Annotated in this window: 20 protein-coding genes; 8 read left to right on the top strand and 12 right to left on the bottom strand. The window is 68.2% G+C overall.

Translation table 11 applies throughout. The features are described 5' to 3' along the window. Positions 1–26: 26 nt before the first annotated feature. Positions 27–515 carry a MarR family winged helix-turn-helix transcriptional regulator gene (locus AC50YC_RS08265; RefSeq protein ID WP_494953056.1) on the bottom strand — a complete coding sequence of 163 codons (489 nt, stop codon included), beginning with the start codon at positions 513–515 and terminating at the stop codon, positions 27–29. A 103-nt stretch (positions 516–618) separates the two neighbouring features. Between AC50YC_RS08265 and AC50YC_RS08260 the strand changes: the two genes are divergently transcribed. Next, positions 619–906, top strand: coding sequence for a YciI family protein (locus tag AC50YC_RS08260; RefSeq protein WP_494953055.1), 288 nt, complete (start codon positions 619–621; stop codon positions 904–906). 29 nt (positions 907–935) lie between these two features. Here AC50YC_RS08260 and AC50YC_RS08255 read toward each other — a convergent pair whose 3' ends face one another. From AC50YC_RS08255 to AC50YC_RS08210, 10 genes are all read right to left on the bottom strand, one after another. After that, positions 936–1,772 carry an SGNH/GDSL hydrolase family protein gene (locus AC50YC_RS08255; RefSeq protein WP_494953054.1) on the bottom strand — a complete coding sequence of 279 codons (837 nt, stop codon included), beginning with the start codon at positions 1,770–1,772 and terminating at the stop codon, positions 936–938. 304 nt (positions 1,773–2,076) lie between these two features. Further along, a complete protein-coding gene (locus tag AC50YC_RS08250; protein ID WP_494953077.1) occupies positions 2,077–3,087 on the bottom strand; it encodes a siderophore-interacting protein in 1,011 nt (336 codons plus the stop codon). Between the two features lie 65 nt (positions 3,088–3,152). After that, positions 3,153–3,989, bottom strand: coding sequence for an ABC transporter ATP-binding protein (locus AC50YC_RS08245; RefSeq protein ID WP_494953053.1), 837 nt, complete (start codon positions 3,987–3,989; stop codon positions 3,153–3,155). A 1-nt stretch (position 3,990) separates the two neighbouring features. Next, positions 3,991–5,136: a FecCD family ABC transporter permease gene (locus tag AC50YC_RS08240; RefSeq protein ID WP_494953052.1), complete on the bottom strand. Its 1,146-nt coding sequence runs from the start codon at positions 5,134–5,136 to the stop codon at positions 3,991–3,993. Next, positions 5,133–6,197 (bottom strand): FecCD family ABC transporter permease, encoded by a 1,065-nt coding sequence (locus AC50YC_RS08235; protein WP_494953051.1) that lies wholly within the window; start codon positions 6,195–6,197, stop codon positions 5,133–5,135. The genes AC50YC_RS08240 and AC50YC_RS08235 overlap by 4 nt, the downstream gene beginning before the upstream one ends. 10 nt (positions 6,198–6,207) lie before the next feature. After that, positions 6,208–7,308: an iron-siderophore ABC transporter substrate-binding protein gene (locus AC50YC_RS08230; RefSeq protein ID WP_494953050.1), complete on the bottom strand. Its 1,101-nt coding sequence runs from the start codon at positions 7,306–7,308 to the stop codon at positions 6,208–6,210. A 109-nt stretch (positions 7,309–7,417) separates the two neighbouring features. Further along, positions 7,418–8,134, bottom strand: a complete 717-nt coding sequence (locus AC50YC_RS08225; RefSeq protein WP_494953049.1) for a hypothetical protein — start codon at positions 8,132–8,134, stop codon at positions 7,418–7,420. A 196-nt stretch (positions 8,135–8,330) separates the two neighbouring features. Next, positions 8,331–11,816, bottom strand: coding sequence for an ATP-binding protein (locus tag AC50YC_RS08220; RefSeq protein ID WP_494953048.1), 3,486 nt, complete (start codon positions 11,814–11,816; stop codon positions 8,331–8,333). After that, positions 11,813–12,688: a DUF4194 domain-containing protein gene (locus tag AC50YC_RS08215; RefSeq protein ID WP_494953047.1), complete on the bottom strand. Its 876-nt coding sequence runs from the start codon at positions 12,686–12,688 to the stop codon at positions 11,813–11,815. The genes AC50YC_RS08220 and AC50YC_RS08215 overlap by 4 nt, the downstream gene beginning before the upstream one ends. A 2-nt stretch (positions 12,689–12,690) precedes the next feature. Further along, positions 12,691–14,139, bottom strand: a complete 1,449-nt coding sequence (locus AC50YC_RS08210; RefSeq protein ID WP_494953046.1) for a DUF3375 family protein — start codon at positions 14,137–14,139, stop codon at positions 12,691–12,693. A gap of 284 nt (positions 14,140–14,423) precedes the next feature. On the opposite strand from AC50YC_RS08210, the gene AC50YC_RS08205 reads away from it, so the two are divergent. From AC50YC_RS08205 to AC50YC_RS08195, 3 genes are all read left to right on the top strand, one after another. After that, the gene (locus AC50YC_RS08205; RefSeq protein WP_354171148.1) at positions 14,424–14,762 is read left to right on the top strand and encodes a hypothetical protein; all 339 of its coding nucleotides are present in this window, start codon (positions 14,424–14,426) and stop codon (positions 14,760–14,762) included. A 64-nt stretch (positions 14,763–14,826) separates the two neighbouring features. Beyond that, positions 14,827–16,839 (top strand): acyl-CoA dehydrogenase family protein, encoded by a 2,013-nt coding sequence (locus AC50YC_RS08200; RefSeq protein WP_494953045.1) that lies wholly within the window; start codon positions 14,827–14,829, stop codon positions 16,837–16,839. A 168-nt stretch (positions 16,840–17,007) separates the two neighbouring features. Beyond that, on the top strand, positions 17,008–17,877 hold the full coding sequence (locus tag AC50YC_RS08195; RefSeq protein ID WP_494953044.1) for a TIGR04086 family membrane protein: 870 nt from the start codon (positions 17,008–17,010) through the stop codon (positions 17,875–17,877). 92 nt (positions 17,878–17,969) lie between these two features. Here AC50YC_RS08195 and AC50YC_RS08190 read toward each other — a convergent pair whose 3' ends face one another. Further along, entirely contained in the window at positions 17,970–18,317 is a 348-nt protein-coding gene (locus AC50YC_RS08190) for a YchJ family protein (protein WP_494953076.1), read from the bottom strand. Between the two features lie 324 nt (positions 18,318–18,641). Between AC50YC_RS08190 and AC50YC_RS08185 the strand changes: the two genes are divergently transcribed. From AC50YC_RS08185 to AC50YC_RS08170, 4 genes are all read left to right on the top strand, one after another. Further along, positions 18,642–19,331: a hypothetical protein gene (locus AC50YC_RS08185; RefSeq protein WP_494953043.1), complete on the top strand. Its 690-nt coding sequence runs from the start codon at positions 18,642–18,644 to the stop codon at positions 19,329–19,331. 41 nt (positions 19,332–19,372) lie between these two features. Continuing rightward, a complete protein-coding gene (locus AC50YC_RS08180; RefSeq protein WP_494953042.1) occupies positions 19,373–20,377 on the top strand; it encodes an aldo/keto reductase family protein in 1,005 nt (334 codons plus the stop codon). A 4-nt stretch (positions 20,378–20,381) separates the two neighbouring features. Next, positions 20,382–21,236, top strand: coding sequence for an SDR family oxidoreductase (locus tag AC50YC_RS08175; RefSeq protein WP_494953041.1), 855 nt, complete (start codon positions 20,382–20,384; stop codon positions 21,234–21,236). A 139-nt stretch (positions 21,237–21,375) separates the two neighbouring features. Continuing rightward, positions 21,376–22,494, top strand: coding sequence for a sulfite oxidase (locus AC50YC_RS08170; RefSeq protein WP_494953075.1), 1,119 nt, complete (start codon positions 21,376–21,378; stop codon positions 22,492–22,494). Positions 22,495–22,510 lie beyond the last annotated feature (16 nt).

Here is a 22,510-nt window from a genome sequence, read left to right as displayed (position 1 = left end):
TGCCGCGAAAAGGCTTGCGGCGGCCCTTAGCCCTGCTTAGTCTCCCGCAGGATCCAGTGGTCCTCGTCCAGGCGGCCCACGATCTTCTCGCCGATCCGGGCAAGGTCAGCGACGTCCTCCGCGCTCAGGGCGTCAAGGAAGAGCGAACGGACGGCCTCGACGTGGCCTGGTGCGAGCTCCTCGATCGTCTCCATTCCCGCGTCGGTGAGGTGCGCCGTCGTGACCCGGGCATCGCCGGGGTGCGGACGGCGCTCCACCCAGCCCCGGTTCTGCAGTTTGGTGACCACATGGGAGAGCCGGGACAGGGACGCGCTGGTGCGCGCGGCCAGTTCGCTCATGGGCAGAAACCGGCCGTCGGCCTCGGAAAGCATCGCGAGGACGTTGTAGTCGAAAAGGGAGAGCTTGCGCGCATGGTGCAGCTGGGTGTCCAGCGCTGCCGGAAGCAGGGTGTTGATGCTCACTTGGGCCAGCCAGGCCCGGCGTTCGTCGGCGTTCAGCCAGCGCGGTTCAGTCATGGATACAGTCTAGGAGGATTTAAGATTGACGGTTCAACTTCATCGGATTCCGTGACGGGAAAAATCCCGCCCCGGCGCCACGGACAGGCGCTAGGCTGACCCTATGTATGTAGTCTCCCTGACCTACAAGGTCCCCGAAGAGATCGTTGACTTCCACCTCCCGGCACACGTCACGTGGTTGCAGGATGCCTTCGACCGGGGCATCTTTATGGTTGCGGGGCGGAAGATCCCGCGCACCGGCGCCCTGCTGCTCTCCAACGCGGACCGCGACGACCTGGATGCCTCGCTGGCCAAGGACCCGTTCTATATCAACGGCGTTGCCGAGTTCGACGTCGAGGAGTTCCATGCGAGCCGGGTGGCCCCGGGCTACGAGAACCTGCTGGACAGCTGACGCCGGCTCACCCGGCGGAGGAAGACAGTTCAGTCCGGCGGGGCCTTGGGCGTCAGTTTCTTCAGACCCGCCTTGGGCGGCACTCTGACCGGCTCCGGCCACCGCGGTCCGAGCTCGTCCCCCAGCGTGACGCCCCGGAGCTTGCGCACGAAGAGCGGCAGGACCCAGTCGTTGACCCACCGCCGCTGCCGGCGCCCCCAGCCGCGGAGTCCGAGTTTCGCCGGGGGCTCCCAGTCTTTGGGCTTGACCTTGTGCGCAACCCCAAGCTGGTTCAGTACCTGGCCGGCCAGATACTTGTGGCCGGCCTTGGACATGTGCAGTCGGTCCGAATCCCACATCCGCGGATCGTAGAACGCGTCGAAGCACCAGTAATCCACCAGCACCGCCTCGTACCTCGCCGCCAGCTCGCGGACCCGCTGGTTGTAGACGGCGTTCCGCTTCTTGAGGGGTTCCAATAGCGCCGAGACCCTGACGTCGAAACCGGTGAAGAGCACCACCGTGGCCCCGCTCGAGGCAAGCCTGGCGACCAGGAACTCGTAGTCCTTCATCAGGGCGCGGATGTCGGTCCCGATATCCAGGATGTCGTTCCCGCCCGCGTACAGGGTGATCAGGGTCGGTTTCATGGCGAGCGCGGGTTCCAGCTGTTCCGCGATGATATGCCGGAGCCTCTTGCTGCGGATGGCGAGGTTCGCGTACTCCCACCCCGGGTCTGCCTTGGCCAGCTGCTCCGCCACCCGGTCCGCCCAGCCGCGCACCCCGTTCGGCAGCCGGGAGTTGTAGTCCCCCACCCCCTCGGTAAAGGAATCCCCCAAAGCAACATAAACCCGCCGCCCGTCAGCGCCCGGGCCCACAAGGTTCTCGACCATACCGCCCACGCTAAACGAGCCGGACGGCGCCAGGGTTAACAAGCGGGGCACATCAGGTGAGGACCCCAATGGCAACGAAGTGTCAGTGACGCGGGGGCACACCAAAGGTGAGCCAACCACAAGTCCGCCGCCGGTGCTTTGCAAAGGAGCGCATCGCCGACCGGAGCCGAAAGAGGCCGCCCGCGGCCGAAGGAGGCGAAGGGAGGTGTCTAAGCGACGACAAAGCAGCGGCTGCGGCCGCAAGCCTGGCGCGAAGCCCACACGCCGGGAGCGTCGGAACAATTGGAGCAACAGGGAGCATCGCTTAGAGCTCGGCCTTCCCCTGCCGCCAGTACCCCATAAACGCCACCTGCTTCCGGTCAATCCCGACATCCCGCACCAAATACCGGCGCATCTCCTTGACGACCCCCGCTTCCCCGGCGATCCAGGCGTAGAACGGCATTGCCCCGGCGGGTTTGTCCGGATTCCGGCTGGCGCTGATCGCCGCGGCATCCATCCGGGCAGGGGTCTCCCACAGGATGTCGTGGTCCACGTTGACGTCTTCGGGCTCGGGGCCGGCCGCAGGCTCAACGGATGGCCGGAGCCCGACCCAGCCGGGGAGGGTCACTGCGGCCCGGACCGCTTCCTGCAGCAATTCGCCGTGCGGACGAGACCGGCCGATCGCCGCACCGCGCGCGAGCCAGGTGATCTCGACGTCGGCGGCTGTCGTGATGCCCTGGAAGTCGCCGGCCTCCGGAACCTCCAGGATGGCATGCCCGCTGAAGTACGGCGGCAGGCTCTCGAGAATGGCGCTGATGGCAGGGACGGCCGTCTCATCTCCGGCCAGCAGGACCCGCTGGGCCAGTCCCGGACGCCATTCGATCCCGGCGTAGGTTTCCGCGGTGACGCAGTGCGCGGCCCGATTGTTAGGGCCGATCAGCGTCAGGGTGTCCCCCGGCTTGGCGTTCAGGGCCCAGTTGGCGGCCGGTCCGCCGTGGCCGGCGTTGTCGAAGTGCAGCACGAAGTCGACATCGAGCTCCGGGTAGACGGCGTCGAGGCGTTCCTGCCGCACGGTGTAGGTCCGCATCGAACCACGGGTCCCCGGGTCCATGGCCAGCCACTCGCGGTACCAGCCGGACTGCTCCATCCGGAACTCCGGCAACGGCAACGCGGTGCCGTCGGGAGCCAGCGACGGGATCATGAGTTTGATGCGCAGGTCCAGGGTGCTGCCGTTGACGCCGAAGTCCCGCAGCGAATAGCCGCCGAAGGTGACCCGCCGGAAGTTCGGGCCGAGCTGCTGGACCGCCGTGACCTGGACCTCGAAGGCCAGGGTCATGGGTTCCGTGGCGGGTGCGGCCTTCGGGGCCGCCCGGGTGCGGGCCGGGGTGGGGTTCGTGGCAGTCATGGGACCAGCTCCAGGGTTGTGGTTTGCGGGACAGCGGCATGATGGCGGCCCAGCGGAATGATCAGGGGTGCGCCGGACACCGGGTCCGGGAGCACCCTGGACTCCAGGCCGAACACTTCGCGGACCAGCGCCTCGGTGACCACGGTCTTTGCGGCGCCTTCGGCGACGATTCGGCCGTTCTTCATGGCGATGATGTGGTCGGCGTACCGGGCGGCGAGGTTGAGGTCGTGTAGCACGATCGCCACGGTGGTGCCGCGCTGGCGGTTGAGGTCCGTGATGAGGTCCAGGACCTCCACCTGATGGGCGAGGTCCAGGTAGGTGGTGGGCTCATCCAGCAGCAGCACTTCGGTTTCCTGGGCCAGGGCCATCGCGATCCACACCCGCTGCCGTTGCCCGCCGGAGAGTTCGTCCACGTTGCGCCCGGCAAGGTCCAGCGTTTCGGTGGCGGCCATCGCCTGCTGCACGGCACGCTCGTCGTGCTGGGAGCCGCCGGTCGACCCGGACCGAAAGAACCCCTGGTGCGGGTAGCGGCCGCGGCCCACGAGGTCCCGGACGGTGATGCCGTCCGGTGCCGTGGGATGCTGCGGGAGCAGGCCCAGGGTGCGGGCGACCTCACGGGCGGGACGGCGGTGGATGTCCCGCCCGTCGAGGGTGACCGTGCCGGCCGCAGGCTTGAGCAGCCGGGCGAGGCCCCGGAGCAGGGTGGACTTGCCGCAGGCGTTGGCGCCGACAATCATGGTCACCTTGCTCTCCGGGATTTCCGCAGAGAGCCCCTCGATCACGGTCCGTTGGTCGTATTTCAGCCGCAGGCCGGAGGTCTGGAGAGTTGCCATCTCAGGCGTCCTTTCGGTTGGAAGTGACGAGCAGCCAGAGCAGGAACGGGGCACCGAGGGCGCCGGTGACCACGCCGACCGGCAGAACCGTTCCGGCCAGTAGCAGCGGCGCAATGTTGGCGGCGAAGTAGTCGGCGCTCAGGACGATCAGCACGCCGGCCAGGGCCGACGCCGGCAGGCTCGCCTTGCGCACGAACCGGCGGGCGATCGGCCCGGCGAGGAACGCGACGAAGGCCACAGGCCCGGCCGCCGCCGTTGCCGCAGCGGCAAGCCCGACGGCGGTGACCACGATGCCCAGCCGGGCGGCACCGACCCGGACACCGAGGCCCGCGGCGGTGTCATCGCCCAGTTCGAGGATGCGCAGCGGGCCGGCGAGGAGCGCGACGGCGGGAACCAGCACGAGCAGTGCAGTACCGAGGACTCCGGCCCGTTCCCAGTTCGCGGAATTGAGCGAGCCGTTGAGCCAGATCAGGACCTCGGCGGCGGTACGGATGTCCGCCCGGGTCATCAGGAAGCTGACCACGGCGTGAAGGGCGGCGGCAATACCCACGCCGGCCAGGATCAGCCGGCTGCCCGCGGCGTCGCCCCGCTGTCCCCCGGACCCAAGGGATCCGCTGCGGGAGATCCCGTAGATGAGGGCGGCCACGCCCAGGGCACCGGCGAAGGCGGCGCCCGACACCACGGCTCCGGTCGCGCCGAAGACCACGATCGCCGTGACGGCAGCGGCGCTGGCCCCGTAGCTGATGCCGATGACGTCCGGGCTGGCCAGGGGATTGCGGAGCATGGTCTGGAACATCGCACCGGACAGCCCGAACGCCGCCCCGATCAGCGTTCCCACGACGGCGCGCGGCAATTTGTGCTCCATCACGATGAAGCTGGCGCCGGGGATCTTCTCCCCGCCGGTGAGGTGGGCGCCCAGGATCCTGAAAAAGTCGGGGATGGTGACGGTGTAGCTGCCCAGGAGCACGCTCGCCGCGAAGAGCGCCACGACGGCCAGGGCCAGGAGGCCCGTCCGGTTGAGCACAGCCGCGCGAGGTGGCAGATGGCGCCGATGTTTGGGCCGAACAGGGGCGCCGCGTGGCACCTCGGCGGCGGATTCCATCGCGGGGCTCGCGATGCCGGGTGCGGTCTTCGGGACGGCGGTCATAGCCCGGCCGCCTTGCTGCGCCGGACCAGCCAGACGAACACCGGAGCACCGACCAGCGCGGTCATGATCCCGGCGGGGATTTCACCCGGAAGAAGGATCACGCGGCCGATCACGTCGGCACTCAACAGCAGGGCCGGGGCAAGGACCAGCGAAAAGGGCAGGATCCAGCGGTAGTCGGGGCCGGTGAGGAAGCGGACGGCGTGCGGAATGACGAGGCCCACGAAGCCGATCGGGCCGGCCAGCGCCGTGGCTGTTCCGCAAAGCAGGACGATCCCGAGGGCGGTGATGCCGCGGGCCAACCCGACACGTTGGCCCAGGCCGCGGGCGATGTCGTCGCCGAGGGCGAGGTTGTTGAGGATCCGGCCGGTGGCGAGCACAACCGCGGCTCCCAGCAGCAGGAACGGCAGTCCCGGGAGGATCACGGACCAGTCGCGGCCGGCGATCCCGCCGACCTGCCAGAACCGGAAACGGTCCAGGGTGTCCCGGCTGGACACCAGGATGACGTTCATGAGCGAAAAGAGACCAGCACTCAGGGCGGCGCCTGCGAGGGCGAGCTTCACCGGCGTCGCACCGTCCCGGCCGAGCGACGCGATCAGGTAGACCACGACGGCGGCGGCCGCGGCGCCGATGAAGGCGAACCAGATGTACCCGGTCAGCGAGGTCACGCCGAACACGTAGATGCCGGTGACAACCGCCAGCGCGGCCCCGGCGTTGATTCCGATGATGCCAGGGTCGGCGAGGGGATTGCGGGTAACCCCCTGCATCGCGGCGCCCGCCAGCCCGAGGGCGGCCCCGGCGAGCAGGCCCAGGACGGTGCGCGGGATCCGGGCGTGGACGACGGCGTGGTCGCCGTTGGCCGGATCGAACTGGGTCAGTGCCTGCCAGACGGTTCCCGGGGCCAGGCCCCGGGCTCCGATGGCGAACGACGCCAGGATCACGAGCGCCAGCACGACGACGGCGGCCAGCAGCCAGAGTGCACGCTGGCCCCGGGCGGGGGCGGCCGGGATCTCCGGGGCGGGCCGGGCGGCTGCGGAAACCGCCGTCGTCGTCAGTGGGCTCATAGTGTGGTGGCTACTTCACGGCGCCAGTGACTTTGTCCGCTGCGCTGGCGAGCTGCGGCAGGAACGTGTCGAGGGCCCAGGGCAGGCTCAGAGGAGAGGACGCGGAGATGGACAGCGTGAGGGTGTTGTCCGAGTCGGCGACCAGGGCACCGTTCTTGATGGCCGGGATCTGGCTGAGCAGCGGGTCGGTCTTGATCGCTTCAGCCGTTGTTGCGTCCGGGACCCAGGTCACGAAAACGTCAGAGCTGAGTTCGTTGGCCTTCTCTGCGGACCACGGGATGAAGAACTCCTTGGAGCCCTTGGAATTCTCTTCCACCACGGGGGCCAGCTTCATGCCGATCTCGCTGAGGAAGCGAGGGCGGTTGTCGTTGGCGGTGTAGACGTTGACGCCGTCGCCCTTGGCCGGCTCGAGGTTGCCGTAGATGAAGCTTTTGCCGGCCAGCTGCGGGTATTCCGAGACTTTGCCCTGGATCGTGGCTTCGGTGTCGGCGACCAGCTTGGTGGCCTCGGCGTCCTTGCCGAGGGCTTTGCCGATGATGGCGGTGGAATCCTGCCAGGACGTTCCGTACGCCACCTCCGGGTGGGCCACGACCGGGGCAATTTCACTGAGCTTCGTGTAGTCCTCTTCGCTCAGGCCGGAGTAGGCGCTGAGGATGACGTCCGGGTTGAGCTTGGCGATTTCGGTGAAGTTGACGCCGTCGGCCTCGGAGAACTGGACCGGGGCCTTGTCGGAGCCGATGCCGGCGCCGAGGTCCTCAAGGGCGGCGTCCTTCCACGGGGTGGATCCCTGGTCGTTGCCGCCCCATTCGTTCTTCGGGACACCTACCGGAACCACACCGAGGGCAATCGCCACGTCGTCGTTGACCCAGGACACGGTGACAACCCGCGCCGGCTGCTCCTCGATGGTGGTCTCGCCAAACGCGTGCTCAATGGTCACCGGGAAGGCGGAGCTGGCCGACTGGCTGGGGGCGTACGGCGCCGTCGAGCCGGCCGGTCCGGTGGAGCAGGCCGTCAAGGAGAGCGCGACGGCGGCCAGGGCAGCAGTTGCCTGGCCGGTGGCGCGGAGAAAGCGGCGTCCGGGCACGGCGCGGCTCGGGGCAGGGAGAGGCATGGGATTCCTTAGGTCAATGATGCGAACCTAAGTAAGGCTAGCCTACCCTTGCGTAAATTACGCAAACCTTTCGTAACCTATTTGCCCGATTAGCGGGCTCGTGTGGCAGCTAAGCGCGGTGGGAGATGCTCAACAGCAGCGCCTTAAGGGATTTCCCTTCGGTGCCCGACAGCCAGGACTGAGCCGCCGCGTCACTCTCGAAGGGCTGGTCGATGAACTTCACCTCGGCGAGCAACACCCCGTCGCCGACGCGGATAATCCCGTCGAGCGCCGATCCGTCCCCCGGCTGCGGCGCTCCGGCTGTCAGGTGCATGCGGTATGTCGGCCTGTCATCCATCCGGTCCACGTAAAAGGAATAGTGGGCGGCAGGAGGGGGCCGTTGCGCCAGGCCCGGGACGGGTGCGGACTCCAACACGGTCCGTGCCACGCGGTAGCCCACTCCATCGGCGATCTTCCCGGAGTAAATAGTGGCTTGCGCGGTGCCGCTGGCGTCGAAGACGGTTGCGGTGCCCGACGTCGCCGGCTGCTGCTCTCCGGTGAAGAGTTCCACGCGCCAATCCGCAGGGTACTCAAAGGACACTCGGCCGTCCGGGAAGGTATAGGTTTTGGTCGCGGCAGGGGCGGGAGCGGACGCCGTTGGTTCAACGCTGGCCGCCGTTGTCGGGCCGGATGCCCCCGGGCCGGGGGTGGCGCTCGTCGACCCCGACGGGGCCGCGCCGGCGGACGGCGGCGTGCCGCCGGAGCCTGCGGTCCCACAGCCGGCCACGGCGAGGAGGGCAGCGGCCGCGAGGACAACCACGGTGGGTGCGCGATGTGCAGGGCGCATGGTGATGCCTTTCATGAGGTCGCCCTCAGGCTCGGCAGGGGTGGTGCGGTGTGGTCCGGGTGTTCCGCAACGCGCCTGGTGGAGCGCGGGCGAAGGGGGTGATGCCCTAAAGATTGGCACGCACCCAAAAGATCCCTGCCAGAGCTGAAGCCATACTTCCACCGATTTGCTATATTTCGGCGGACGTTTCAGCCGGTCAGCGGAGGACGATGTCCACCGGGTTCGCCTCGGAGCGCCAGGTTCCCTCGGTTCCGGGCCGCGGGCCGATCGCGGGAGCGGTGAGCACGCCGGAGCGGTTGGTGCGTTTGTCCCGCAGGATTTCGGTGACGGAACCGAGGTGCCGGGACAGGTCGATCACGTTCTCGGGTGCGGCCAGGAGCAGCTGGAAACCGAACTCGTGCAGCGCCTTGATGCCGGCGCCGGCGAATTCCTCCGAGGCCAGCACGAAGGCCTCGTCCATCATCACGGTGCCGTAGGTGGTGAAGCCCTGCTCGGCGATGCCCAGCTGGTAGCTCAGCGCCGCGGCCATGATGAAGGCGGTGAAGCGCTGCCGCTCGCCGCCGGACATCGAGCCGGTGTCCGCTTGCATGAAGACCTCGGTCTTCTTCCGCCCGCCCTTCGCTGCCCGGGAACCCTGGACCTCGCGGTGTTCCTTGCACTGGATGAAGAGGTGCCCGCGGACGTCCAGCACTTCGGCACGCCAGCGCCGGTCCTCCGGGGTCTGCGAGCCGAGCCGCTTCACGAGCGTTTCGAGCGACTTGTAGCGGTTGCCGAGCTCGGCGTCGTCGTCCACTTCCGTGCTGGAAGCTCCGGCGGCGCCGGAGGCCGGAGCCGCCGCCTTTCCGGGCCGGATGTGCCGGACCCTCAGCGCGTTCTGGATCGCATCCTTGAACTGCTTCGCGGTGGCGGGCAGGGTCGGCTTGATGTCGAGTTCGAGGAAGCTGCCCTCATGGAAGTTAACCTCGGAGAGGATCCCGTTGAGCGGCAGGATGCGGCTGCTGATCGAGCGGCGCTCCTCGTCCAGCAGGTGCAGCAGGGTGCTGAAGGATTCGTGCGTGCGCTGGTTGAAGAACTGCCGGAATTCGGCCTCCTGCGCGGGCAGGCCGTCACTGACAATAGCGTGGTAGCGGGCTTCGAACTCCCCCGCGGCGCCGATCGAGGTGCCGTGGTCCGCGGAAATCGCGGTTCCCCACTCGCGGACGAAGCCCTCGAAGATGCGCGTGAGCCGCTCCGAGGTCACCTGCCCGCGGGATTCGGCAGCGTGCAGCTCGGCGAGGAGCCGGGTCCGGACCTGGTTGGCGAGGTTGTCCAGCTCGTGCATCTCCAGGACGTCGCCGAAGTCCGTGAAATACGGTTCCAGCGCCGTGACGGTGGCGTCCGACGGCGGCGCCTGCGCCAGGCGCGCCCGCGCGGCGTCCAGCAGCGAATCGGCGGTGGACAGCTGCGTGTCGACAGCCTTGTATTCGCTCTGCAGCACGGCCGCGGCCTCGGTGCTGGACTGGTGCTTGTGCCGGGCCGCCTCGATGTTGGCGCGCAGTGGTTCCAGGTCCGCCTGCGCAGCGAGGGCGTCCTTGAGGCGCTGCTCGATCCGGGAGAGTTCGTCCGCCGCCACGGCGGCCGATAGCTGTTCCCAGGGCCGGTGGTCATCGGCCACGCGGCGCAGGGCTTCGAGCTGCCGGCTCATTCCCTGGTGCGACTCTTCCCGGCTCTGCGCAAGTTCGGCGGCCTTGGCGAGTTCCTGCTGCAGGTCCTCGACTTGGGCCGCCACGAGCTCGAGTTTGGCGGCGTTGTCGAAGCCGAGGACATAGTCCTGCCGGCTGGTGAAGCGGTCGTCCTTTTCGACGGTATGGCGGTTGCGCTTGGCCACACCGCCCAGGCTCAGGCCCTTGTCCAGCCGGGCCAGGTCATCCGGGTCCTCAACGCACGGGTACGCGAAGTCGAGGGCGATCCGTTCCCGGATCCACTCGCCCGCGTCCGCGGTCGGTCCCATGGCGAGAATGTCCAGCTTGGTGAGCAGATCGCCGTCGGCCGCGTCCTGCACGGCCAGCGCCCCGCCGGCGAGGGGCTTCGAGACGTCAACCGCGCGCAGCGCACCGCGGACGGAATGGTCATTGAGGTAGCGGGTCACGGCGCCAAAGTGCTCGCCGGGGACCAGCAGTGTGGTGGCGAGGCTGCGCAGCGCGCGCTCGGCGGCCGGCCGCCACCGTTCCTGGCCCTCTGCCAGGTCGATCAGCTCGCCGCCAAACGGCATCTGATCCTCGGGCACGCCCGTGGCCGCCGCGATGGCGCTGCGGTTTTCAATGCTCGACGGCGGCAACAGGGACTTGCGCGTCTTGAGCGACACCAGTTCCTGCTGGGCCGCGGCGAGCTCACGCTTCCTGGTCGCGTGCCCGTCGAACGCCTCGAAGCGCAGCTCCTTGAGCGCCTCCGAATCGTCTTTCAGCTCGGCCGAGCGGGCGGCCGCGTGCTCGTGCGCCTGCTCCCAGCCGGCCGCGGACCACTGGAGTTCCAGTCCGGCATCGGCGAGGGCCTTCCGGGCCGATTCCTCCACCTGCTGGCGGAGCTTGAGCCCCACCCGGGCGTTCTCCAGCGCCTGCTCAATCGCGGAAATCGCGTTGCCGCCCTGGTTGTTGTAATCCGCCTCCAGCTGCCGCAGCTCCTTGGCCAGGCCGTCCCGGATGCCGCGCTCGGCGCCGAGTTCCTTGGCCTTCGCCTGGGCCAGGTCCTTGAACCGGGCGAGTGTTTTCTCGTGGACGGTGACGGCGAGCTGCTGCCGGTAGGCCTCGAATTCCTCGCCCGCGAGCTCCCGCAAGCGGTTCGCATCGAGCAGAGACTGGGCATACTCCTTGTTCAGCCCGGGGACCGGCGCCAGCTGGTCGCGCTGCTGCCGGACGTCCTCAAGGCGCTGCCGGATGGACATCAGGTTGCTGAACTCCTCGACAACGTCATCCGCCGCGGTCAGCGTGGCGGGCGCGTCCAGGACCTGGTCGCGGAAGAAGTTGTTCACACTGCCGCCGAGGCCCTTGCCGGCCTGGATGACGCGCAGCAGCGGCAGGGCCTGGTCCGAATTGATCCCGAGCAGGCGCCGGAAGCGTTCCGCGAAGGCCTTGTGCACGTCGAAGACCTGGGCGTCCGGGAAGATCACGTCCAGCGCCGACTTCGTGAAGCGCTTCTCCGCGATGCCCTCAATCGCCGTGAGGTCCAGCGGCTTGTTGTCGATCAGGTAGTACCGGCCGACGCTGGATTCCGTGCCGTTCTTGGGCAGGTCGAACAGCGCCGACACGGTCACCCGGGTGCCGGCGGCGTTGTCGAAGGTCAGCGCGACGGCGGACCAGGTGGCGCCGGGGCGCTGGAACGCACTCGCCGAGCCCTCGCCCACGGCTTTGTCCCCCACCTTGCCGCGCATGTAGGTGAAGGTGGTCCGCTTGTCCTCGACCGCGCCGCCCGCACGCTGGGCCGCGGCCTCATTGGAGCGTGGCCGCGCATCGAAGACCCGGAGCATCGCGTCGAACAGCGTGGACTTGCCGACGCCGGAATTGCCGGTCAGCAGGGTGCCGTTGCGGTCCACGTGCATCGTGTGGGCGCCATGGAAGGTGCCCCAGTTGACCACCTGGACCAGGGCGAGGCGCATCTGGCCGGGGTTCGTGAGCTCGCCCATCGGGAGCATGGTTGCAATGCTCATTTGGCGTTCTCCGCTTCGGTTGCCGGGTCGGGTGCCGCCGACGGCGATGCCGCCCCCGCCCCTTCGGCTGCTTCATCGCTGTCATCGTCGCCGGCGGCGGTCTCGCTGTCGAACTCCAGCAGCGGTTCGGTGCCTGAGGGGTCGGTGGAGGCTGCGACCAGGGCGTCGATTTGGGCCGGGATGTCGCCGATGTTTTCGAACGGGAGGGCCAGGGGGAGGGCGTTGGAGATGGTGTAGACCTCGTCCAGGCCGGTGGCGAGGAGGAGTTGGCGGGCCAGGAGTTTGGTGATGGCGCGGTTGACGACGTCGGAATCGCGGAGGGCGTCCTGCTGGCCGGAGGGCTGGTAGTGGGCCACGAGTTCGGCGATTTCCTCGCGCGTGATCGTCGGGTCGGTCTGGGCTGTGACGTGGCGGTCCAGGAGCAGGCGCAGGCGGAGCAGCACGATGGTTTCCGCGCGGCTCAGGGCCCGCTGCTGGCGCAGGATGCTGGAGCGGGTGCTGCCGCCGATGGCCTCGGGGTCCACCGGGCGCAGTACGGCGACTTTGCGTTCGTGGTCCAGCTGAAGGGTCAGGAAGAGTTCGGACAGGCGGCTGCGCAGGATCAGCTGGTTGTCCAGCAGCGTGGTCCACAGCTTTTCGTCCCGGCCGCCGTCGATGTACGGGCCCTTGAGGAGCTTTACGAGGGCCTGGCGCACCTTCATCGGGAGCACGCCGGTGTCCCCCGGGAAGAGCGCAGCGCCGTCGACGAAGGTGTCGCGCGGGGTGACCGTGAAGGGGTCGGTGTGCACGTGCTGGGCAGGCTCCGCAGCCTCCGCCTCACCTTCGGCTGCCTCGGCCGTGTCTTCCACTGTGTCTGGGGGAAGTTCAGTCATCTTCAGTCCTTCTTGAGCGTGACGACCGGCAGGTACGCGGTGCGCGTGGAGCCGTCGATCTGTTCGAAGTCGAGGGTGTCCCACGCCTCGCGGTCAAAGCCGGCACCTTCGTGCAGGGCGTGGGAGAGCAGGGCGCGGATGGAGTTGATGTGGCGTTCCCCGGGCGGGAGCTGCTCCCAGGCCTCGGCCAGGCTGGCAGCGCCGGCGAACGCGGCGCGGATCGCGGCGGGGCTGGCCTTGCCGGTCCGCGGCGAGCGCACCCGGTCCGAGTCGCTGAACGCGATCGGGTCGGCCAGCCTGGGCGGGGCCGCGAACTCGTCCGGGTCGAACAACTTGACCATGGCCAGGGACTCGAAGCCGGCGTTGAACAGCACCGGGCCGCGAACCAGCCCGGGACGTTCGCGTTCGTACGGCAGGGACCGGATGGCCTGCTCGGCCTCCCGGAGGACCTTGCGGAGCCGGACGGACTGGCGGAAGTCGTCGCTCTGGACGTACGTGTTCAGGCTTTCGCTGAGCTTGCCGTAGATCCGCTGGATCTGGCTGTGCTGGGTGCGCAGTTCCGCGACGAGGTTTTTCAGCGTCTCGCGTTCCTCACGGCTGAGGTCATCGGCGAACTGGCGGCTGAGCACCTCGCCGATTGCGGACCGAAAGCGCAGCTGCTGTTGCGGGTCCTCCAGGAACGCCGTGAAGGAACGGAACGTCCTGCCCTCGGGGCTTTGCCGAAGCCGCTTGTCCGCTTCCAGCACCTGGGCCATCGTGGCGCCTTTGCTGAGGGACTCCTCGATGATCTGGTTGCGAAGCTCGCCCACCAGCTCCTCGATCCGGTCACGCATCTTCTTGTAGTCCGCGGGCAGGCTCGCGGCAAGGTCCAGGATGTTCCCGGCGGCCTCCACGGCCTCCTCGTCGTCGAGCAGCCCGTCAAAGTCACCCGAGCTGATGTCCTCGATCAGCTGGCGCCGTTCGCCGATCTCTTCCTCGAGGGATTCCAGCCGGGCGCTCTGGTCCGGATTCGTCTCATTGGCGAGCTTCTCGACGTCGCCCAGCAGCGTGCCGAGCCGGGACCCGTTGAGCGTGGAGCGTTCGCTGGAGAGGCTCTCCAGGAAGGCGATGACACGGGCCGCCGGTTCGGTCACCTCATACACGATCTGCCCGGACTGGTTCCGCCGGGTCAGGAAGTTCTTACGGGTCCACTCATCGCCGAACGTCTTTCCGTTGGCGGCGCCGCCCAGCCCCGGGTCCTGGCGGCGGAGCTGCTCAAGGAAGGCGTCGACGTCGGCGTGGAATTGTTCCAGCGGAAGCTGCGGCCGGGTGCGGGTGAAGGATGCCTGCAGCACGGCGATCACCCATGGCGCCGAGCGGGTCAGCGCCCACGCGGGACCCTTGGTAAGGAGTTCGAGGTCCCTCAGCCGGGCGCTGATGGCGTCGGCGGAGGACAGGGCGGAGCGGGACACGCACTCTCCTTACAACTGCCGTGGGGATCTGGATCGGGCAGCGGATAAGGAAAAACTGCCAGCTACAAGGTTAACGCAGGCCCCGGCCGTCATTCCCGGCCGCGGGGCACAAGCTACCGCAACCGCCCCGTGAGGGTACCGCAACCGCCCCGTGACCTACGCCCCGGTAGCATTTCGATCCCGTATCAAGAATCCCGGCACGGGCTGTCGGCTCTGGCTAGCGCACCTCCCGCACCCTACGCTCGGGCTACTGATTCAGCCGAAGCAATGGTGCAGGGGGAAGAATGCAGTTCGATCTAAGTGCAGTGGAAACGGCAACGCTGGTGTTCGTGGGAACGCTCGTGTTTGCGCTGGTAATCACACTTTTCATGATGACGGCGTCCTTCGCGGCCCTCGTGCTCGTGGGTGTCGGCCGGCTCGCCTGGATCATCGCCTCAACTGTCCTGCTGGGACTTGTCCACGGCATCAACCACCTCTGGGACCGGCTGGTCCACCACGCCTCCACGGTGGAACTTCCGGGCGACTTCGCCGGTGACTTCGTCGGGGATATCGCGGCGGAAATTATGGGCCAATCGGCCCCTAGTACAGGCACCTACCCGCGGGTAGTATTGCGGGACAGCTGAAGGGTCCTCCACCCACGGCGGATCCAGGGCTCGAGCCGGTGACCCCGGTTAGAGGAGATGCCCGATGAGCTCCGCCGTTGAGAACCCAGCAACCGACAATCCCGCCGACAGCCCCGCCTCGGATGTCCCCGTCCCCTCTGAGACGATCGGTCCCGACGCCACCGCGGCCGACGCGCGGGCCATCAGCGAAGCCGCCCGCGAGACCAGCTGGGACCGGCCAAGTTTCGCCAAGGGACTGTACCTCGGCAGTTTTGACCTCAACCTGATCCACCCCTGGCCGGAAGCCCCGGCGGACGACGTCGAACGCGGGGAAGCTTTTATGGCCCGCCTGACCGACTTCTGCCGCACGATGTCCGGGCGCACCATCGAGCGCGATGCGCTGATCCCGGATGAATACCTCAAGGGCCTCGCCGAACTCGGGGTGTTCGGCATGAAGATCCCCCGCGACTACGGCGGGCTGGGCTTGTCGCTGGTGTACTACGGACGGGCGCTGGCGCTGCTGGGCTCCGTCCACCCCAGCCTCGGCGCCCTGCTCTCCGCGCACCAGTCCATTGGTGTCCCCGAGCCGGTCAAGGTCTTCGGCACGCCCGCGCAGAAGCAGGAGTACCTGCCGCGCTGCGCCGCCGGCGCCGTTACCGCGTTCCTGCTGACCGAGCCCGACGTCGGCAGTGACCCCGCCCGGATGGGCAGCACCGCCGTCCCCACCGACGACGGGGAGTCCTACGTCCTGGATGGCGTGAAGCTCTGGACCACCAACGGCGTGATCGCCGAACTCGTGGTGGTCATGGCGGTGGTCCCCTCCCGTACCGACGCTGACGGCACGGTCCACAAGGGCGGCATCAGCGCCTTTGTGGTCGAGATGGACTCCCCCGGCATCACGGTGGAAAACCGCAACGCCTTCATGGGCCTGCGCGGCATCGAGAACGGCGTCACCCGCTTCCACCAGGTCCGGGTGCCAGCAGCCAACCGGCTGGGCCGCGAGGGACAGGGCCTGAAGATCGCCCTCTCCACGCTCAATACCGGCCGGCTCTCCATCCCGGGGCTCTGCGTTGGCTCTGGGCGGTGGAGCCTGAAGATCGCCCGGGAATGGTCCAACGCCCGCACCCAGTGGGGCCGGCCAGTGGGCATGCATGAAGCTGTGGGCAAGAAGATCGCCTTCATTGCGGCCAGCGCCTTCGCCCTGGACGCTGTGTTTGAGTTGTGCGCCGAAATGGCCGACGCCGGGCAGAAGGACGTCCGGATCGAGGCGGCCCTGGCCAAGCTGTGGTGCACCGAGATCAGCTGCCGGATCGCCGACGAGCTGGTGCAGATCCGCGGCGGCCGCGGCTTCGAAACCGCGGACTCGCTGGAGGCCCGCGGCGAGCGCGGCGTGCCCGCCGAGCAGCAGCTCCGCGACCTGCGGATCAACCGGATCTTCGAGGGATCCTCGGAGATCATGAAACTGCTGATCGCCCGCGAGGCCGTGGACGCGCACCTCGCGGCCGCCGGAGACCTCGCCTCCGAGGACGCCAGCCTCTCCGACAAGGCCAAAGCTGCGGTCGGCGCGTCCGGCTTCTATGCGAAGTGGCTGCCGAAGCTCGTCGCCGGGGCAGGCATGGACCCGCGTTCCTACAACGACTTCGGCCGGCTCGCCAAGCAGCTGCGCTTCGTCGAGCGGTCCTCCCGGCGGCTGGCCCGGCAGACCTTCTACGGGATGGGGCGGTGGCAGGCGAAGCTCGAGCACAAACAGGCGTTCCTGGGCCGGATCGTGGACATCGGGGCCGAACTGTTTGCCATGGCCGCCTGCTGTTCCCGGGCGGAAATGCTGCTGCGGACCGAGCCGGAAAAGGGGGCTTCCGCCTACGAACTTGCCGAGGCGTACTGCGAGCAGGCCCGCGTGCGGGTGGACGAGTACTTCGACCAGCTCTGGAGGAACACGGACGACGGCGACCACGTGCTCGTCCGCAAGGTCCTGGCCGGCGACTACGAGTGGCTGGAAGCCGGGGTCCTGGACCAGTCCGAAGGGACCGGGCCCTGGATTGCCGATGCCAGCCCCGGTGCGTCGGTGAAGGCGAACCTGCACCGGAAGTACCGCTGAGCGGGTGCGCCATCCCGTTCCCGCCACCCCGCCATAAAATAGTAAGCATCCTTGCTACCTTTGGCTGCCCGTGATTAGGTGGAACTGAGACCTGTACACCGGTCTCCGCCTTGCGGTGCCCGGCCCAAACAATGAGCGCGGGTCATTCAGTGAAAGTGAGCAGTCCTCATGAGCAACCCAGCAGGCCCCGAAGATCGCACTCCCCGGCGCGCCCGTGACGAGGATGGGGCCGTCAGCCAGGACGCCCGGATCCACGACGCCCGGCAGGATGCCGCCCGCCACGACACTGCCGGCAGCAACGACACCCGCGCCATCCCGACCGGCGCCGGTTCCGACGCGCCCACCCGGGCCCAGGACACGGTCCGCCCGGAGCCGACCCGCAGCCAGCCCGTCACCGCCGTGCGCGACAACGATTACGCACGTGACACCCCCGGACCGGACACTGTGGTCGAAGAGGTTCCCACCCGTGAAACGGTGGTCGCCCGCGAAAGGGAGCAGTTCGGCGGAATCCAGATCGGCTCGGCCTTCTTCGGCTGGCTCGCCGCCACCGGCATGGCTGTGCTGCTGACCGCGCTGGTCGCTGCCGCTGGCACCGCCGTCGGCCTCGCCACCAACACCGACGTGAACGCAACGGTCGCCTCCGGCAACGAGTCCGTGGGAATCGTCGGCATCATCGTGCTGCTGGTGATCCTGTTCGTGTCCTACTACGCCGGCGGCTACGTCGCCGGCCGGATGGCCCGCTTCAACGGCGCCAAGCAGGGGTTGATGGTGTGGGTCTGGGCCCTCATTGCCGCGGTCGTCATCGCCATCCTCGGCGTCGTGGCGGGCCAGCAGTACAACATCCTGGCCCAGCTCAACAGCTTCCCGCGCATCCCGGTCAACGAGGGCGAACTGACCACCACCAGCATCATCGCAGCAGTGGTGGTGGCCGCGGTCGCCCTGGTCGGCGCCGTCCTCGGCGGCACAGCCGGCATGCACTTCCACCGCAAGGTGGATCGCGCCGGGTTCGCCCCGGCGGACACCGTCCAGGAACGCTAGTCCGGCAGTCACCCGTCCGGACCTGCCGGGCGCCGGGCCACGTTGCCCGGCGCCCGGCGGCCTTTTAAGCGTCAGGTGCGCAGGCCGGCCATTCAGCCGAACTCGACGACGGCGGCGTCAACGTAATACCAGCGGCGGTCGACCCGCACGAAGCGGCTCGTCTCATGGTGGACTCCCCGTTCGCCGTCGTGCCGGAAGTAAGCCTTGAACTCAACAGTCCCTTCGGTGTCCAGCGGGCCGCCGCGGGACGTGGACAGGATGTCCAGCCGTCGCCACTGCAGGTCCGGATCCAGGGCAAGTTCGGCGGGCCGGGTCTCCGGATGCCAGGTCCGCAGCAGGTAGCCGGCGTCCAGCACGACGAAGGCGCTGTACCGGGCGCGCATCAGTTGTTCAGCTGTCGGAGCTTCCGCCTCCCCGCCGTGGAAACGGCCGCAGCACACGCCGTACTGTTCCCCGGAAAGGCAGGGGCAGTTGCCCCGGAACGGGGCCCGGGCCGGCTGGGCATCGGCTCCCGGAGGGGCGGCGGCTGGGGGCGTCACAATTGTCCTTTCCGGAGGCCGGACCACGCCGGCTGGGCTCCTTCCGACTATAGACGCAGGATCCACCGGGGCTGAGGCGGCGGAACCGGTAACAGCTTTGACACGTCTCCGCGAAGAGGCCGCAAGGCTGCGTGTCCATGGAAAAAAGTCCGTATGGTTAAGGGGTGTTGCTGACCGCCGGTGGTGGCGGGGAGCGTCGCGGGAAGGCCAGCCAGGAGAGGTGAAATGGAAGATCCAACAACCATCGCTCTCAACCTGACCTTCTTAGGGACGCTGGCCGTGGCGCTCGTCATGTTCTTCGGTCTTTTCCTTGTTTTTGTGGCCACCCTGGTGATTGCGGGCGTCGGCAGGCTGACTGCGGTGACCATCATGGCGGTGGGCCGCGGGCTGTTCAAGACCGCCAGCAGAACCGCCGACGCCGTCCATCGGGACCGCCCGGTCCGGTCCCTCGGGGCCACCCAACCGGCCCGGCCGTCGAATGCTGCCCAACCATCAAGTGCTGCCAAGCCGGCAAAATCCGCGAAGCCGGATAAGCCCGCTAAGAAAGAACCTGCCCTGTCGCCGGACTGGGCTGCCGCCGTCGCGCAGGCGGATGCCCGCGCCGCCGCCCGGGCCAAGGCGGAGGCCGCCCCGGCAGTCAAGGTTTCGGTCCGCGAACTGCCAAGCCCCACGGCTCCGGCACGGGACGTCGCGGCCGTAGCACCGCTCGTGGAGTCAGCCACGGACCGGAACGGCCAGCTCGGCACCGTCCCGCCGGCCTTCCAGAAAGCCCCGATGCCGTCTGCGAAGTCCCTGCTGGACACCGGCTCGCTCGTGTCCCTCCCCGGCCGCCTTCCGCTGCCCCGGAAACCCCTGAGCAGGGACCCAAACAAACAAACACCCAAGTCGCAGGCGCAGGAGCGCAAAGCCGGCTGAGGGCCTTACCCCCGGCAGTCAAGTCGGCTACGGTGAAACCCATGGAATTCAGATACCTCGGGAACAGCGGCTTCAAGATTTCGGAAATCACCTTCGGCAACTGGCTCACGCACGGCGCGCAGGTGGAAAATGAGGTCGCCACCCAGTGCGTCCGGGCAGCGCTCGACGCCGGTATCAGCACCTTCGACACCGCCGACGTTTACGCCAACACGGCCGCGGAAACCGTGCTGGGAAAGGCCCTCCAGGACGAGCGGCGTGAGTCGCTGGAAATCTTCACCAAAGTCTTCGGCCCCACCGGCCCCAAGGGCCATAACGACCTTGGCCTGTCCCGTAAGCACATCATGGAGGCCATTAACGGCTCCCTCACCCGGCTGCAGACCGACTACGTGGACCTCTACCAGGCCCACCGCTACGACTACGAAACCCCGCTCGAAGAGACCATGCAGGCCTTCGCGGACATCGTGCGGCAGGGTAAGGCCCTCTACATCGGCGTCAGCGAGTGGACCGCCAGCCAGATCCGCGACGGCCACGCCCTCGCCAAGGAACTCGGCTTCCAGCTGATCTCCAACCAGCCGCAGTACTCCATGCTGTGGCGGGTCATCGAGGCCGAGGTGATTCCGACGTCGGAGGAACTTGGCCTTTCCCAGATCGTCTGGTCGCCGATGGCGCAGGGGGTGCTGAGCGGGAAATACCACCCCGGCAAGCCGGCACCGGAGGGCAGCCGCGCCACGGATTCCAAGGGCGGTTCGAAGATGATCGAACGCTGGATGTCCAACGAGGTCCTCACCGGCGTGCAGCAGCTCAAGCCGATCGCCGAGGAAGCCGGACTCACCATGGCCCAGTTGAGCATCGCCTGGGTGCTGCAGAACAAGAACGTGGCCTCCGCCATCATGGGTGCATCCCGGCCGGAGCAAATCGAAAAGAACGTGGCAGCCGCTGGCGTGAAACTGGACACCGGCATCATGGCGAAAATCGACGCCGCCATCGGCTCGCTCGCCGAACGCGACCCGGCACAGACCAAGTCGCCCGCGTCCCGGGAGGCGTAGGCCCATGACCGCCGCGCCCACGCTCGCCGTCACCGGTTCCACCGGGCAGCTGGGCAGCATGGTGGCCCGGCAGCTGGCCGACGCCGGCAGCCCGCAACGGCTCCTGGTGCGCGACCTCAGCCGGGCATCGGAACTGGAAGGCTCCGTCCCCGCCGTCGTCACCTACGCCGATCCGGTGCTCGCAAAGGCAGCCCTCGAGGGGGTGAAGACGCTCTTTATGGTCTCCGCCGCCGAGGCCGAAGACCGGCTGCAGCAGCACTGCAGCTTTGTGGACGCGGCGGCCGCAGCCGGCGTGCAGCACATCGTCTACACCTCATTCTTTGGCGCGGCAGCAGATTCCACCTTCACTCTGGGCCGGGACCACTTCGCCACCGAGGAACGGATCAAGGCTTCCGGGATGGACTACACCTTCCTGCGGGACAACTTCTACCTCGACTTCCTGCCGTTGCTGGCAGCCGAGGACGGCGTTATCCGCGGACCCGCCGGGGACGGCGTCATGGCGGCCGTCACCCGGGCAGACATCGCCCGGTCCGCCGTGACCGTGCTCCGGGACCCGGCCCTGCACATCGGCAAAACCTACGACCTCACCGGCCCCGAGGATCTTTCCCTGGCCCGGGCTGCGGAGCTCATCACCGCCGGGACCGGCCGGACCATCACGTTCCACAACGAGACGATCGAGGAGGCCTACGCCTCGCGCGCCTCCTATGGTGCTCCGCGGTGGCAGGTGGACGCCTGGGTGAGCACCTACACGGCGATCGCCGCCGGAGAACTCGCCGGGCCGACGTCGGCCGTGCACGAACTCACCGGCCGCGAACCGCTGGGCCTGGCGCAGTTCCTGGCCGAGTCGCACACGATCTGATCGCCCGGCGCGGGCTGCCGGGCTGACGGAATTGACGTGGCTTGACGGCTTCCGGGCTGCGGCGTAGACCTGAGTACAGGTGACACCGGTCCAAAACCGGGCTGGTCCGGAGCAGAATCGCAGTGCCATGCCAAAGCAGATGTCCCGACACTCGTCCATCCTGAAGACCCCGCGGCACGGCCGGAAGCTGACGCCGCACGCCGGGGAGCCAAGCCACGGCCCATTGACGGCGGAGGAACTGCAGCTTGCCGCCCGGAACCACTCCATGCCGCTGGAAGCCCTGCGGAATGACACCACCCCGCCCGGTCTGCATTACCTGCTGAACCATTTCGACATCCCGTTCATCGATGCCGAGCAGTGGCACCTGCGGATCGGCGGCGCCGTGCAGCGGTCCCTGGAGCTGAACCTCAAGGCGCTGCGACGGTCGCCGAGGATCAGCATCCCGGTGACGCTGGAATGCGCCGGCAATGGCCGCTCGTTGCTGCGGCCCCGCCCGCTGAGCCAGCCTTGGCGGCTCGAGGCCGTCGGCACCGCGGTCTGGACCGGGGTTCCTCTGGCCTACCTGCTGGCCCAGGCCGGGGTGGACGACGACGCCGTGGAGGTGGTGTTTACCGGCGCCGACAGCGGAATCCAGGGTGGCGTTCGGCAACAATACGCCCGGAGCCTTCCGATTGCGGAGGCACTGCGGCCCGACATCGTGCTGGCCTACCGGATGAACGGCAACGACCTGCCGCCGCAGCATGGCCACCCGCTGCGGCTGGTGGTCCCCGGCTGGTACGGCATGGCGAGCGTGAAGTGGCTCTCCTCGATCAAGGTGCTTACCAAACCGTTCGACGGTTTCCAGCAGGCGGTCGCGTACCGCTACCAGCGGGACGCTGACGACGCCGGCATCCCCGTCACCTGGATCAAGGTCCGCTCGCTGATGGTCCCGCCGGGTGTCCCGGACTTCTTCACCCGGAGCCGGATCGTTCCGGCCGGTCCGGTGATGCTGACAGGCCGGGCCTGGTCGGGGGAGGGTGCGGTGCAGCGCGTCGAGGTGGGGATCGACGGCAAGTGGGCGCCGGCGCAATTGGAACATCCGGCCGCGCCCTTCGCCTGGTGCGCCTGGTCCCTGCCCTGGGTGGCTGACCCAGGCGAACACGAACTGGCCTGCCGTGCCACGGACGTCACCGGTGCCACCCAGCCGCTGGAGCAGGTCTGGAACTACCAGGGGATGGGCAACAACGTGGTGCAGCGGGTGAAGGTGACGGTCGAGTAGGCGGCCGTTCCCCCGG

It is taken from the genome of Pseudarthrobacter sp. MDT1-56 (assembly GCF_059383555.1).
The sequence above is the reverse complement of the archived record's forward strand: the minus strand, read 5'-3'. Positions and strand labels throughout refer to the sequence as shown.

Excerpts from the sequence above, each read along its gene's own strand:
- AC50YC_RS08265 (WP_494953056.1), bottom strand. The coding sequence starts at position 515 with ATGACTGAACCGCGCTGGCTGAACGCCGACGAACGCCGGGCCTGGCTG.
- AC50YC_RS08260 (WP_494953055.1), top strand. The coding sequence starts at position 619 with ATGTATGTAGTCTCCCTGACCTACAAGGTCCCCGAAGAGATCGTTGAC.
- AC50YC_RS08255 (WP_494953054.1), bottom strand. The coding sequence starts at position 1,772 with ATGGTCGAGAACCTTGTGGGCCCGGGCGCTGACGGGCGGCGGGTTTAT.
- AC50YC_RS08250 (WP_494953077.1), bottom strand. The coding sequence starts at position 3,087 with ATGACCCTGGCCTTCGAGGTCCAGGTCACGGCGGTCCAGCAGCTCGGC.
- AC50YC_RS08245 (WP_494953053.1), bottom strand. The coding sequence starts at position 3,989 with ATGGCAACTCTCCAGACCTCCGGCCTGCGGCTGAAATACGACCAACGG.
- AC50YC_RS08240 (WP_494953052.1), bottom strand. The coding sequence starts at position 5,136 with ATGACCGCCGTCCCGAAGACCGCACCCGGCATCGCGAGCCCCGCGATG.
- AC50YC_RS08235 (WP_494953051.1), bottom strand. The coding sequence starts at position 6,197 with ATGAGCCCACTGACGACGACGGCGGTTTCCGCAGCCGCCCGGCCCGCC.
- AC50YC_RS08230 (WP_494953050.1), bottom strand. The coding sequence starts at position 7,308 with ATGCCTCTCCCTGCCCCGAGCCGCGCCGTGCCCGGACGCCGCTTTCTC.
- AC50YC_RS08225 (WP_494953049.1), bottom strand. The coding sequence starts at position 8,134 with ATGCGCCCTGCACATCGCGCACCCACCGTGGTTGTCCTCGCGGCCGCT.
- AC50YC_RS08220 (WP_494953048.1), bottom strand. The coding sequence starts at position 11,816 with ATGAGCATTGCAACCATGCTCCCGATGGGCGAGCTCACGAACCCCGGC.
- AC50YC_RS08215 (WP_494953047.1), bottom strand. The coding sequence starts at position 12,688 with ATGACTGAACTTCCCCCAGACACAGTGGAAGACACGGCCGAGGCAGCC.
- AC50YC_RS08205 (WP_354171148.1), top strand. The coding sequence starts at position 14,424 with ATGCAGTTCGATCTAAGTGCAGTGGAAACGGCAACGCTGGTGTTCGTG.
- AC50YC_RS08200 (WP_494953045.1), top strand. The coding sequence starts at position 14,827 with ATGAGCTCCGCCGTTGAGAACCCAGCAACCGACAATCCCGCCGACAGC.
- AC50YC_RS08195 (WP_494953044.1), top strand. The coding sequence starts at position 17,008 with ATGAGCAACCCAGCAGGCCCCGAAGATCGCACTCCCCGGCGCGCCCGT.
- AC50YC_RS08185 (WP_494953043.1), top strand. The coding sequence starts at position 18,642 with ATGGAAGATCCAACAACCATCGCTCTCAACCTGACCTTCTTAGGGACG.
- AC50YC_RS08180 (WP_494953042.1), top strand. The coding sequence starts at position 19,373 with ATGGAATTCAGATACCTCGGGAACAGCGGCTTCAAGATTTCGGAAATC.
- AC50YC_RS08175 (WP_494953041.1), top strand. The coding sequence starts at position 20,382 with ATGACCGCCGCGCCCACGCTCGCCGTCACCGGTTCCACCGGGCAGCTG.
- AC50YC_RS08170 (WP_494953075.1), top strand. The coding sequence starts at position 21,376 with ATGTCCCGACACTCGTCCATCCTGAAGACCCCGCGGCACGGCCGGAAG.